Source organism: Actinophytocola sp. (assembly GCF_035712165.1).
GTDB lineage: Bacteria > Actinomycetota > Actinomycetes > Mycobacteriales > Pseudonocardiaceae > DASYTH01.
On sequence record NZ_DASTBH010000250.1, the window covers coordinates 1 to 13104 of the forward strand.

13 protein-coding genes and 1 pseudogene are annotated in these 13104 nt (G+C 69.6%); all 14 read left to right on the plus strand.

What is annotated here, in order from left to right:
• Positions 1–238, plus strand: a pseudogene (locus VFO68_RS14275) (GTP-binding protein); the annotation flags it as partial.
• A 9-nt stretch (positions 239–247) separates the two neighbouring features.
• The gene (locus tag VFO68_RS14280; protein ID WP_325158748.1) at positions 248–1336 is read left to right on the plus strand and encodes an S-(hydroxymethyl)mycothiol dehydrogenase; all 1089 of its coding nucleotides are present in this window, start codon (positions 248–250) and stop codon (positions 1334–1336) included.
• Positions 1337–1402: 66 nt separating this feature from the next.
• Positions 1403–3673 carry a chemotaxis protein CheW gene (locus VFO68_RS14285; protein ID WP_325158749.1) on the plus strand — a complete coding sequence of 757 codons (2271 nt, stop codon included), beginning with the start codon at positions 1403–1405 and terminating at the stop codon, positions 3671–3673.
• A 5-nt stretch (positions 3674–3678) separates the two neighbouring features.
• On the plus strand, positions 3679–4116 hold the full coding sequence (locus VFO68_RS14290) for a chemotaxis protein CheW (RefSeq protein ID WP_325158750.1): 438 nt from the start codon (positions 3679–3681) through the stop codon (positions 4114–4116).
• Positions 4117–4321: 205 nt separating this feature from the next.
• Positions 4322–5866, plus strand: a complete 1545-nt coding sequence (locus VFO68_RS14295) for a methyl-accepting chemotaxis protein (RefSeq protein ID WP_325158760.1) — start codon at positions 4322–4324, stop codon at positions 5864–5866.
• A gap of 138 nt (positions 5867–6004) precedes the next feature.
• Positions 6005–6880 carry a hypothetical protein gene (locus VFO68_RS14300; RefSeq protein WP_325158751.1) on the plus strand — a complete coding sequence of 292 codons (876 nt, stop codon included), beginning with the start codon at positions 6005–6007 and terminating at the stop codon, positions 6878–6880.
• Between the two features lie 93 nt (positions 6881–6973).
• Positions 6974–8059: a chemotaxis response regulator protein-glutamate methylesterase gene (locus VFO68_RS14305; RefSeq protein ID WP_325158752.1), complete on the plus strand. Its 1086-nt coding sequence runs from the start codon at positions 6974–6976 to the stop codon at positions 8057–8059.
• Entirely contained in the window at positions 8050–8907 is an 858-nt protein-coding gene (locus VFO68_RS14310) for a protein-glutamate O-methyltransferase CheR (RefSeq protein ID WP_325158753.1), read from the plus strand. The genes VFO68_RS14305 and VFO68_RS14310 overlap by 10 nt, the downstream gene beginning before the upstream one ends.
• Before the next feature lie 5 nt (positions 8908–8912).
• Positions 8913–9287, plus strand: coding sequence for a response regulator (locus VFO68_RS14315; RefSeq protein WP_325158754.1), 375 nt, complete (start codon positions 8913–8915; stop codon positions 9285–9287).
• Positions 9284–9742, plus strand: a complete 459-nt coding sequence (locus VFO68_RS14320; protein ID WP_325158755.1) for a chemotaxis protein CheX — start codon at positions 9284–9286, stop codon at positions 9740–9742. The genes VFO68_RS14315 and VFO68_RS14320 overlap by 4 nt, the downstream gene beginning before the upstream one ends.
• A 21-nt stretch (positions 9743–9763) precedes the next feature.
• Entirely contained in the window at positions 9764–10126 is a 363-nt protein-coding gene (locus tag VFO68_RS14325; protein WP_325158756.1) for a response regulator, read from the plus strand.
• 4 nt (positions 10127–10130) lie between these two features.
• Positions 10131–10607 carry a hypothetical protein gene (locus VFO68_RS14330; RefSeq protein WP_325158757.1) on the plus strand — a complete coding sequence of 159 codons (477 nt, stop codon included), beginning with the start codon at positions 10131–10133 and terminating at the stop codon, positions 10605–10607.
• 123 nt (positions 10608–10730) lie between these two features.
• Positions 10731–12776: a flagellar biosynthesis protein FlhA gene (flhA, locus tag VFO68_RS14335; RefSeq protein WP_325158758.1), complete on the plus strand. Its 2046-nt coding sequence runs from the start codon at positions 10731–10733 to the stop codon at positions 12774–12776.
• Positions 12766–13104, plus strand: a 339-nt coding sequence (locus VFO68_RS14340) for a hypothetical protein (protein WP_325158759.1), incomplete at its 3' end; no start/stop codon positions are given. The genes flhA and VFO68_RS14340, both read left to right, overlap by 11 nt.

Below are 13104 nucleotides of genomic sequence, written 5' to 3' on the forward strand. Positions count from 1 at the left end.
GGTGGCCCACACGTCGGTGCGGCGCGGCACGTCCTGCCTGATCGAGGGTGAGATCCCGGCCGGGCGGGTGCACGACCTGCAGCGCGCGCTGCCCGGGCTGACCCGCGGCGAGGGCGAGCTGGACAGCGGCTTCGACCACTACCGGCCGGTCCGCGGACCGGCGCCGAGCCGGCCGCGTACCGACCACAACCCGCTCTGCCGCAAGGAATATCTGCTGCAGGTGCGGCGGCCCCATTAAGGTGAGCGCATGGGAAACACGGTTACGGGTGTGATCGCCAAGGGCAAGGGTGCTCCGGTGGAGCTCGCCACCGTGCTGGTTCCCGATCCGGGGCCGGGTGAGGCGCTGGTCAAGGTGCAGGCCTGCGGGGTGTGCCACACCGACCTGCACTACCGCGAGGGCGGCATCAACGACGACTTCCCGTTCCTGCTCGGCCACGAGGCGGCCGGCGTGGTGGAGAAGGTCGGCGCCGACGTGACCGACGTGGCCCCCGGCGACTTCGTGGTGCTGAACTGGCGGGCGGTCTGCGGCCGCTGTCGGGCCTGCCGCCGGGGCCGGCCGTGGTACTGCTTCGACACCCACAACGCCGCGCAGCCGATGACGCTGGAGGACGGCACCCCGCTCAGTCCGGCTCTGGGCATCGGCGCGTTCGCCGAGAAGACCCTGGTCCACGCGGGACAGTGCACCAAGATCGACCCGGCGGCCCGGGCCGCGACGGTGGGCCTGCTGGGCTGCGGGGTGATGGCCGGGATCGGCGCGGCGATCAACACCGGCGGCGCCGGCCGGGGCGACACGGTCGCGGTGATCGGCTGTGGCGGGGTCGGCGACGGCGCGGTGCTCGGCGCCCGGCTGGCCGGCGCGGCGAAGATCATCGCGGTGGACGTCGACCCGCGGAAGCTGGGCTGGGCGAAGGACTTCGGCGCCACCCACACGGTCAACGCCGCCGAGGGTGACCCGGTGGCGGCGATCCAGGAACTCACCGACGGCTTCGGCGCCGACATCGTGATCGACGCGGTGGGCCGGCCGGAGACCTGGAAGCAGGCCTTCTACGCGCGCGACCTGGCCGGCACCGTGGTCCTGGTGGGGGTGCCGACGCCGGACATGACGCTGGAGATGCCGCTGATCGACCTGTTCAGCCGGGGCGGGGCACTGAAGTCCTCCTGGTACGGCGACTGCCTGCCGTCTCGGGATTTCCCGATGCTGGTCGATCTGTACCTGCAGGGCCGGCTCAACCTGGACGGGTTCGTCTCCGAGGAGATCGGCCTCGGTGACGTCGAGGCCGCGTTCGGGAAGATGCACCACGGCGACGTGCTGCGCTCGGTGGTCGTCTTCACCTGATCCCAACTCCTCAACTCCACGCCCGAGCCGCCGATTGAGAGGGCAATCGGAACGTGGAGGCTAGCGGTGGACGAAATCGACGACGTGGTCCAAGAGTTCCTCGTGGAAAGCTACGAGAACCTGGATCAGCTGGACCGTGACCTGGTCGCGCTGGAGAAGAACCCGACTGCTCGGGACAAGCTCGCCAGCATCTTCCGGACGATCCACACGATCAAGGGCACCAGCGGTTTCCTGGCCTTCAACCGGCTCGAGCACCTCACCCACGCCGGTGAGTCGCTGCTCGCCCGGTTGCGCGACGGCACGCAGACCCTGGACCGGCACAGCACCGACGTGCTGCTGCAGATGATCGACAAGGTCCGTGCGCTGCTGAGCCACATCGAGCAGGACGGCACCGAGGGCGACCTGGAGACCCAGACGGTGATCGACGCGGTCAACGCGTGCATCGCCGGTGCCTCGGCCGCCACCGACGCGCCCCAGCCGGCGGCCCCCGCCGCCGCGCCGGCCGCTCCGGTCGCCGAGGAAGCGGTGGCCGAGGACGCCGACGCCGACGCCGACGCCGACTCCGAGACCGAGGCCGCCGAGAGCGACGAGGTCGTCGAGACCGCGCCCGCCGCCCCCGCCGCCCAGGCCGAGGAGTCCAGCAGCCGGCGCAGCGTCGCCGACACCTCCATCCGCGTGGACGTCGACCTGCTCGACAAGCTGATGCGGCTGGTCGGTGAGCTGGTCCTGACCCGCAACCAGATGGTGCGGGCGGCCGAGACGGCCAACGAGCAGAACTTCGCCGGCACCGCCCAGCGGCTCAACATCATCACCAGCGAGCTGCAGGAAGGGGTCATGAAGACCCGGATGCAGCCGATCAAGAACCTCTGGTCGAAGCTGCCCCGGGTCGTCCGCGACCTGTCCATGGCGTGTGGCCGCGAGGTCCGCCTGGAGATGGAGGGCGCGGACACGGAGCTCGACCGCAGCCTGCTCGAGGCCGTCAAGGACCCGCTGACCCACCTGGTGCGCAACGCCGTCGACCACGGCATCGAGGCGCCGGAGGCCCGGGTCGCCGCCGGCAAGCCGCGGGAGGGCACGCTCACCCTGCGCGCCTACCACGAGCACGGCCAGGTGATCGTCGAGGTCGCCGACGACGGCGGCGGCATCCACCCGGACAAGGTCGGCGCCACCGCGGTCAAGCGCGGCGTGGTCACCCAGGTCCAGCTCGACGCCATGGACGACGACGAGATCCTCGGCCTGGTCTTCCGGCCCGGGTTCTCCACCGCGAACAAGGTGAGCAACGTCTCCGGCCGCGGGGTCGGCATGGACGTGGTGCGCACCAACCTCGAGGCCATCGGTGGCGCGGTCGACCTGCGCTCGGTGCCCGGCCAGGGCACCACCTGGCGGCTGACCATCCCGTTGACGCTTGCCATCGTGCAGGCGCTGATGGTGGACAGCGGCGCCCAGCGCTACGCGGTGCCGCAGATGGCGGTGCACGAGCTGGTCTACGTCGACGGCCAGGGCAGCTCCCGGGTCGAGTACGTCTCCGGCGCGCCGGTCTACCGGCTGCGTGGCAAGCTGCTGCCGCTGGTGCGGCTGTCGCACGCGCTCGGCGGCGAGGCCGGCGGTTCCGACCAGGAGATCTACGTCGCAGTGCTCAAGGGCGACGGCCACCAGTTCGGGCTGGTCGTCGACCGGGTGCTCAACACCGAAGAGGTCGTGGTCAAGCCACTGGCCGCCCGGTTCAAGGACGTCGGCTGCTACGCCGGCGCGACGATCCTGGGCGACGGCCGGGTCTCGCTGATCCTGGACGTGCAGGCGCTGGCCCGCAGGTCCCAGCTCGGCTCGCTGGAGCGGACCGGCTCGCATGCCTCGGCCCTGGCCGATGAGCAGATCAAGCTGGACAGCAACGGCGACCGGCTGCTGATCAACAAGGTGGCCGACCGCCGGGTGGCGATCCCGCTGTCCATGGTGACCAGGCTCGAGGAGTTCCCGGTCGCCAGCATCGAGCGGGTCGGCAGCCGCGAGGTCGTGCAGTACCGCGGCGAGATCCTGCCGGTGCTGCGCCTTGCCCAGCTGCTGGGCGCCTGGTCGGAGACCGAGACCGAGACCGTGCCGGCCATCGTCTACACCGACAACGGCCGCAGCGTGGCGCTCGCGGTGGACGAGATCCTCGACATCGTCGAGGACACCCAGCCGCACAGCCAGCTGCACGACGACGGCCTGAACGGGTCCACTGTGATCCAGGACCAGGTCACCGAACTGCTCGACGTGCGCCAGGCGATTCTGGCCGCCGACCCGACCTTCTTCATCCGAGACAACCACGCGGAGCGTTCCGCGTACCTGCTGGAGGCGTGAGCTAGATGGCAACGGTGCAGTACGCGACCTTCGAGGTTGCCGACCAGCTGTTCGGCCTGGAGGTGAACCGGGTGCAGGAGGTGCTCTCCTTCTCCGAGTACACCCCGGTGCCGCTGGCCCCGGACTACGTCGGTGGCCTGTTCAACCTGCGGGGTCAGGTGATCGCCGCGCTGGACCTGCAGGTCCGGCTGGGCCTTCCGCCCCGCGACCTGACCGCCGGCGAGGCGATGAACGTGATCGTGCGCCTCGAGGACGAGTCGGTCAGCCTGCTGGTCGACCGGATCGGTGACGTGGTCGAGCTGGACGACGCGGCGGCCGAGCCGCCGCCGGACACTCTGGCCGGCCCGATCCGCGACCTGATCACCGCCACCTTCCCGGTGGAGAACCGGCTGATGCTCGCGCTGGACGCGCGCGCCGCGGTCCGCACCGAGCAGACCGCCTGACCTCGGCGGTCCGTCCGCCCGGCTCAGCTCGGGCGGGCGCCCGCCGATGGAACCAATAGGACACCGGCCGCGACAAGGCGGCACAAGTAATGGAAGGGCATGGCTGGCCATGACCGAGTCTGGAAAAACCGCCGGAAGGCCGGCAAAGACCCGTACCAAAGGCAAGACCGTCGGCTTCTTCGGCAACCTCCCGGTTGGCGTGAAGATGGCCACCGGAGTGGCCGCCGCATGCCTGGGCATGGTCGGCGTGGCGGGTGTCGCCCTCGGCAGCATGAGTGACCTGCGCAATGGCCAGCAGGAGCTGGCCACGAGCTCGGTCGACGCGCTGACCAAGTTCGGTGAGGCGCGCCGGCTCTACCTGCAGGCGCGGATCGAGGCGACCGCGCTCGGTCTGTCCCCGGCGCCGGCCGTTCCGGACACGACCGTGTTCGACGCCACCACCGCCCAGCTGGACGAGGCGCTCGCCACCCTGGCCGGCGCCGCGACCACCGACGTGCAGCGGACCAACGTCGACGTGATCACCAAGGCGTGGAAGGAATACCGCGAGCTCGTGGTCAGCGGCCCCCGGATGCCCGACCCCCGGCCGCGGATCGCCTACACCGCCAGCGTGCAGCCCAAGATCAAGCCGCTGGCCGAGCAGATCCACCAGGCGCTGGAAACCACCATCGCCGACATCAACGCGCACACCCAGGGCCAGCTGGACGCGGCCGCCGACGAGTACAACACGTCCCGGCTGACCCTGTTCATCGTGGCCGGCGTGGCGATGCTGCTCGCCGCCGCGTTCGCCCTGATCGCCGTCCGCGGCGTGACCCGCCCGCTGCGGGAGGTGTCGAAGGTGCTGGACGCGCTGGCCGAGGGTGACCTCACCAAGCGGGTCGAGGCCAGCACCAAGGACGAGATCGGCGCCATGGCCAAGTCGCTGAACAAGGCCACCGAGAGCATGGCCAACACGGTCAAGGCGATCACCGGCGGCGTGCAGTCGCTGGAGAGCTCGGCCGGCGAACTGTCCGTGGTGGCCAACAAGGTCGCCACCAGCGCTGGCGAGACCAGCGAGCAGGCCGGTGTCGTCGCCGCCGCCGCCGAGCAGGTCTCCCGCAGCGTGGAGACCGTCGCCACCGGCTCGGAGGAGATGGGCGCCTCGATGAAGGAGATCGCGGAGAACGCCAACGAGGCCGCGACCGTGGCTTCCCAGGCCGTCACCGTGGCCGAGGCCACCAACAGCACCGTCGCCAAGCTCGGCGAGTCGTCGCTGGAGATCGGCAACGTGGTCAAGGTGATCACCTCGATCGCCGAGCAGACCAACCTGCTGGCCCTCAACGCCACCATCGAGGCGGCCCGGGCCGGCGACGCCGGCAAGGGCTTCGCCGTGGTCGCCAACGAGGTCAAGGACCTGGCTCAGGAGACCGCCAAGGCCACCGAGGACATCTCCAAGCGGGTCGAGATGATCCAGTCCGACACCACCAACGCGGTCAGCGCGATCTCCGAGATCAGCCAGATCATCAGCCGGATCAACGACTTCCAGCTGACCATCGCCTCGGCGGTGGAGGAGCAGGCGGCGACCACGACCGAGATGAACCGCAGCGTGGCCGAGGCCTCGACCGGGGTCTCCGAGATCGCCAACAACATCGCCGGGGTGGCCACCGCCTCGGAGACCACCACGGCGGCGGTCGGTGACACCACCGATGCCTCCAAGGCTCTGGCCCGGCTTTCGTCCGAGCTGCGTGAGCAGGTCAGCAAGTTCGTGGTCTGACAGGACACTGTCCTGTCCGGACCACTCCCGGCACGGCGCCGCCCTCGACGAGGGCGGCGCCGTTTCCATGTCTTCATGTCAGAAGCTCACCGAAATGGACGGCCACCCGTTGCCGGGTTTCTGACGCATACTGCGTGGGTGCAGAGCCTCATCAGCGCGCCGACCATCGGGTTCGACCTGACCCGGATGGACGGTGGCGCCGCCACCGCCGAACTACTCGCCGACCTGCTGCCCGTGCGCACCGCCGAGTGGGCGGCCCTGGCCGAGCGGCTGCCGCGCGAGTCGGCCACCCGGACCGTGGCCCGGAGCAGGGCGTTCGCCCAGGCCGACCAGCGTCCGTCCATCCGTGACCTGGCCGGTGTCGACCCCGGCAGCGCCATCGCGGTGCTGCAGAACGCCCCGATCGGCACGCTGACCGGCCTGCTCGAATGCGTGCGCGCCGACGTGCTGGTGCCCGACCGGGACGACCCGGACGCCGGCGGCGGAACCCCGGCGCCGGAGGCCGTTGTGAGCATGGCCACCGATGCGGTCTGCGCCACATATCTGCGCGAACTGCTCGCCCCGCGCGAGCGCCGGGCCCTGGCCTCCGGCTGGCTGGCCGCCCGCCGGCTGCTGCCCGAGCGGCCCACCGACCTCGGGCCGCAGCACGAGGCGGTGCGCCAGCTGCTGCGCACCGTGCGCACCCTGCGGCCGGAGGGCCTGCGGGCGCTGGCCGAGGCCGCCGACACGATGCGGGCCGGCAGCGGCGACTGGGCGACCGCGATGCACTCGATGACCTGGGCGGTGCACGTCTCCGGCCGGGTCCGGGCCGCCGCGGCCGCCCAGTTCCGGCTGGTGCAGGCGATCGACCTGGGCGGCGTTCCGGTGGCCGACCGGGCCGCCGGCGTGTGGAACGTGCTCAGCGGCGCCGTCCAGGCCGTGCTGGTGCGCGACCTGGCCGACGCCGACGCGGTGCACGAGCTGCTCGACCCGACCCTGACGGCCCTGGGCCCCGGCTGGCTGCTGGACTTCTAAACCCGCAGCTCAACTTCCTCATACCGAGGTCACCACAGCCGATCCTGCTGGTGTTGCGAAGGAGACGCCTTCGCCGCCACCAAGGGAGGCCGCGTGATCTCGGTACTGGTGGTCGACGACTCGGCGGTGATCCGCCGGCTTGTCACCGATGTACTCAGCTCGGATCCCGGTATCCAGGTCGTGGGCACGGCTGCCAACGGCAAGATTGCGCTGGAGAAGATCGAACGGCTCAACCCGGACCTCATCACGCTCGATGTCGAGATGCCGGTCCTCGACGGAGTGAGCACCGTTCGTCAGCTGCGTCGCACCCGGCCCAAGCTGCCGGTGATCATGTTCAGCACGCTGACCAGCGTGGGCGCGGACGCCACCCTCGCCGCACTGGCCGCGGGTGCTTCGGACTACGTCACCAAGCCGGCCAACGCCGGCAGCTTCGCCGAGTCGCTGACCAGCGTGCGCGAGCAGCTGCTGCCGCGCATTCACGCCCTGTGCGCCAAGCCGCTGCGCCGCGTGCTGGCGCCGAAGCCGGCCCCAACCAAACGTCCCATCGCCGCACCGGCCCAGCTGGAGCCGATCCGGGCGGTGGTCATCGCCTCCTCCACCGGCGGACCGGAGGCCCTGCGCACCGTGCTCACCAACCTGCCGGGCTCGCTCCCGGTGCCGGTGCTGGTCGTGCAGCACATGCCGCCGGTCTTCACCGACATGCTCGCCAAGCGCATCGACTCGAGCAGCCAGCTGCGGGTGGCCGAGGCCAAGAACGGTGAGCCGCTGCAGCCGGGCCGGGTCTACATCGCCCCGGGCGACCAGCATCTCGAGGTCACCCGGGTGGCGGGTCAGCTGCGCACGAAACTGCACGACGGGCCGAAGGAGAACCACTGCCGTCCCGCCGCGGACGTGCTGTTCCGTTCGGCGTCCAGTACGTACGGGGGCGGAGTCCTCGGCGTCGTCCTGACCGGAATGGGCCAGGACGGCAAGCGTGGGAGCGAGGCGCTGGTCGCCGGCGGTGCTCGGGTGATCGTCCAGGACGAGCAGACCTCGGTGGTCTGGGGCATGCCGGGCGTCGTCGCCGAAGCGGGTCTTGCCGAGGCCGTCCTTCCCATCGGCGAAGTGGCGAACTACATCACGGCGCACGTAACCCGCCGCGGGGTCGCGCCGGCAGCGGAGGTGTCAACGTGGAACTGACCTTTCAACACTTCAACTACGTGGCGGAGCTGATGGCCAAAGAAGCCGCCATCGTGCTCGCCGCAGGCAAGGAGTATCTGGTCGAGTCGCGGCTCAAACCGCTGGCCACCAAGGGCGGGTACGAGACCGTCGGCGAGTTCATCACCGCCGCCGGCAGGGTGCGCGACAACGGGTCGCACCAGCTGCGCAAGCAGATCATCGAGGCGCTCACGATCAACGAGACCTCCTGGTTCCGGGACCGCGAGCCGTTCGCGGCGCTGACCAACGTGATCATCCCGACGCTGCTGCAGAACGAGCTGCACCGGCCGATCCGGATCTGGTCGGCGGCGAGCTCGAGCGGGCAGGAGCCCTACAGCATCGCCATGCAGCTGGACAAGGCGCTGCCGCCGGAGCAGGAGTACGAGATCCTGGCCAGCGACATCTCCGTGGAGATGGTCGAGCGGACCCGGCGGGCGACCTACAACCAGCTGGAGATCAACCGTGGGCTGCCGGTCGGCGACCTGGTCGAGTACTTCGAGCGGATCGGCTCCGACTGGCACGTGGTCGACCGGATCAAGCGGCGGGTGACCGCCGAGCAGATCAACCTGGCGCATCCGCTGCCGCTGATGCAGCCCTTCGACGTGGTGTTCCTGCGCAACGTGCTCATCTACTTCGCGCCGGAGACCAAACGACAGGTCCTGGCCCGAATTATGAAGGTGCTGCGACCAGGAGGTTGGTTGCAACTAGGCGCGGCCGAAACCACGGTCGGCATCGAGTCCAATTTCGAACGGGTGCCCGTCGGCCGAACGGCCATCTACCGTGCGCCTTCCATTGACCTGCTACCGGTGAAAGAGGTGAAAGCATGCTAGGGATTGTGATCGATGATTCCCGTGCGATGCGCAGGATCCTGCGGAAGTTCCTGGAGGAACTCGGCTTTGACGTTCTCGAGGCCGGCCACGGCCGCGAGGCGCTGGAGGTGCTCGACGGTGCGGACGCCGTTCCCGAGCTGGCTCTGATCGACTGGAACATGCCGGAGATGAACGGCCTCGAGTTCGTGGTCGAAGTCCGCAAGCGTCCCGAGTGGCGGAACATCACGCTCGTGATGGTCACCACCGAGAGCGAGCACAGCCAGATCGTCAAGGCGCTCGCGTCGGGTGCCCACGAATATGTAATCAAGCCGTTCACCAAGGACGGCATGCTCGACAAGCTGGCCCTGCTGGGCCTGGTCCCGGTTGGAGTACTGTCATGACTGTTGATGTTCTGCCCACCGCGGTCGATCTGGACGGGATCGCCGAGCAGGTCTGGGTCGCGTTTCTCGACGGCGGCAACGAGCTCGTCATCCACTCTGGACAGAGTGACGACAGCTCCGAACTGTCGGCGTCGGTCGGAATCGTGGGTACCTACGATGGGCACGTGGTCGTCTCCTGCACCGAGGCCGCGTCCCGCGATGTCGCTTCCGCCTTGTTCGCCATGCCGGCCGACGAGGTGACCGAGGACGAGGTGGGTGACGCCCTCGGTGAACTGGCCAACGTGCTCGGTGGCAATGTCAAGAGCATGCTGCCCGCTCCGTCCACAATGTCACTGCCGATCGTGGCGAAGACCCAGCACCAGCATTTCCCGGGAACCACCGAGGTGTGCCGCACGATGGTCACCTGGCGGGGTAACCCCTTCAACGTCGCCCTGCTCGTCAGCCGCAACAACTGAGTTCCGAGAGGTAGGAAACCCATGAAGATCCTGGTGGCCGATGACAGTCGGGTGATGCGCCAGATTGTCATCCGCACGCTCCGCCAGGCCGACTTTGGCGACCACGAGATCATCGAGGCTCCCGACGGCGCGGCGGCGTTCGAGACCGTCGGCGCCGAGAAGCCCGATCTGGTGCTTTCGGACTGGAACATGCCGGGCATGACCGGGATCGAACTGCTCCGGGCGCTGCGGGCCGGCGGGAACGAGGTGCCTTTTGGCTTCATCACCTCGGAGAGCTCCGAGGAAATGGCCAAGATGGCCACGGACGCCGGCGCCTTGTTCTTGATCGTCAAGCCGTTCACCGCGGACATCTTTCGCGAGCAGCTCGGATCCCTTCTAGGGTGACGGCATGGCGGACCAGCTGCCCGCACCCAAGCAGGTGCGGGACACCCTGAATGATCTGCTCGGCCGGGAGGTCACCGTCCAGCTGGAGGACCCCCCGGCCGGCGAGTCCATCCCGGTCGTGGCGGTCTTCGTCCACGAGAACCTGAGCCTGGCCGGAGTCATCGGGTTCGAGCTCCCCCTTGCGGCGTACATCGGCGCCGCGATCGGTCTGGTCCCGCTCGGCGGGGCCGAGGCCGCGATCGAGGACGGTGAGCTGAGCCCGATGCTCGGCGACAACCTGACCGAGGTCTGCAACGTGCTGGCCAGCCTGTTCAGCAAGTCCGGCGGCAAGCGCGTCAAGCTGCACAAGGTGCACCTGACCGCCGCCGACATCCCGACCGACCTTCGGGCGCAGGTGGTGGCGTTGGGCAACCGCCTCGACCTCTCGGTCAGCGTGGCCGGCTACGGCACCGGGATGTTCTCGCTCGTCGTCCCGCTGTAGATCCATCGCTACGAAATCCTCAACATCGGCCGGACCAGGCCGATGTTGCGGTCGTACGACCACGCCAGGAAGGCGCTTCGAGGCCACGGATCGGCCACGACCAGCTACCCGTCGGAAGTGACCGTGAGCTCTAAACGGCTGAGCCAGTATGCCGTGCCGGCCGGCGTCATCTTGATCATCGTGCTGATGATCCTGCCGATGCCCACCTTCGTGCTCGACCTGCTCATCGTGATGAACATCGCGCTGGCCCTGCTGGTCGTCCTGATCAGCATGTATGTGCGGCGGCCGCTGGAGTTCTCGGTCTTCCCGTCCATACTCCTGCTGGCGACGCTGTTCCGGCTGGCACTGAACATCAGCGCAACCCGGCTGGTGCTGCTGGACGGGGACGCCGGCGCCGTGATCGGCGCGTTCGGACACTTCGTGGTGGGCGGATCCCTCGTGGTCGGCCTGGTCGTGTTCTTCATCCTGATCCTGATCCAGTTCGTCGTGATCACCAACGGCGCCGGCCGGGTCGCCGAGGTCGGCGCCCGGTTCACCCTGGACGCCATGCCCGGCAAGCAGATGGCCATCGACGCCGACCTCAACGCCGGCCTGATCGACGAGTCCGAGGCCCGCAAGCGGCGCGCCGAGGTCACCGCCGAGGCGGACTTCTACGGCGCGATGGACGGAGCGTCCAAGTTCGTCAAGGGCGACGCGATCGCGGCCGTGGTCATCACCCTGATCAACCTGGTCGGCGGCTTCGCGGTCGGAATGGTCCAGCGTGGACTGTCCCCGCTGGAGGCCATCGACACCTACGCCATGCTGACCGTCGGCGACGGTCTGGTCTCCCAGATCCCGGCGCTGCTGCTGTCCGTGGCAACCGGCCTGATCGTGACCCGCTCGGGCGATGACTCGGACATCGGTTCGCAGGTCGCCCGGCAGTTCAGCGGCAGCCGCAAGGCGCTGCAGATCGGCGGCGGGGCGATCATCCTGATCGGTCTGCTCCCGGGTCTGCCGATGCTGCCGTTCATGCTGGTCGGCGGCGGGCTGCTGATCGTCGGTCAGCGCATCGGACGGTCCACCCCGGACACCGCCCAGGGCGGCGTCGAGGCGATCGAGGCGGCGAAGCAGCCGGACGCGTCGGAGATGCTGCTGGCCGAGATGCGGGTGGACCCGCTCGAACTGGCACTGGCCACCGACCTGGTGGACCTGGTCGACGCCGCGGGCGGCGACCTGCTGGACCGGGTGCGCGCGCTGCGCCGCAAGGTCGCCCTCGAGCTGGGCATCGTGATGCCGCCGGTGCGTACCCGCGACGACCTCGAACTGCCACTGTCCACCTACGTCATCCGGATCAGCGGCTCGGACGTGGCCACCGGGTTCGCCCCGCCGGGCACCGTGCTGGCCATCGGCGAAGGCATCGACTCGCTGCCGGGCCGCGCGGGCACCGAGCCGGTGTTCGGCCTCGCCGGCAAGTGGGTGCCCGCCGAACTGCGGCACCAGGCGGAGCTGACCGGGGCGACCGTGATCGACCGGGCGTCGGTGGTGGTCACCCACCTGGCCGAGGTGGCCCGAACCTACGCCAGCCGGCTGCTCGGCCGGGAGGACGTGCGCGCGCTGACCGACGTGGTCCGGCGTACCCATCCGGTCGTGGTGGAGGAGCTGACGCCCGGCCTGCTCAGCCTCGGCGAGGTGCAGCGGGTGCTGCAGCGGCTGCTGGACGAGGGGGTGTCCATCCGCGACCTGGTGCGAATCTACGAGGCCCTGTCGACGGCGGCGAAGGGCGGCACGGACATCGACCGTCTGGTCGAGGCGGCCCGCGCCGAGCTCGGGCCGGCCATCGCCACCCGCTTGGCGGCCGACGGCGCGCTGCCGGTGATCACGCTGGATCCGCGGATCGAGCAGGCGTTGCTGGAAGGGCTGCGGATGTCCGACACCGGGACCCAGCTGGTGCTGGACCCGCAGGCTGCCGAGGCACTCATCGGCGAGCTCTCCGCACTGGCCAGCCAGGCCGAGGAGCGGGGCCTGACCCCGGTGTTGGCCTGCGCGCCGCGCATCCGGCCGGCGCTGTACCGAATGCTGCACGTGGCGTTGCCGCGGCTGACCGTCCTGTCGTATGCCGAACTGTCCGGTGGTACCTACCGGATCGAGACCGTGGGAGTTGTGAACGTTGGCTACGCAGTTGCTGCTTGAGGGTCCGAGCCTGGAGTCCCTGCTCGAGAAGGTGCACGCCGAACACGGGCCGAAAGCGCGGATCGTGTCAGCTGACCGCGTGCGCAAGGGCGGCCTGGCCGGGTTCTTCAGCAAGCCGTGGTTCGAGATCGGCGTGGAGCTGCCCGGGACCGACGCGCCGGCGGCCGAGGTCGCCGCCCAGGCGCCCGCCGCGATCACCGTGGACGCGCTGCTCAACCTCGCCGACGGTGCGGACAGCGCCGACGTGTCGACCACCCCCTCCTTCGGGGCCGTTCTCGCCGAGGCCGCGCGGACCGTGCCGACCGCTGTGCCGGTCACCGCGCCGGTC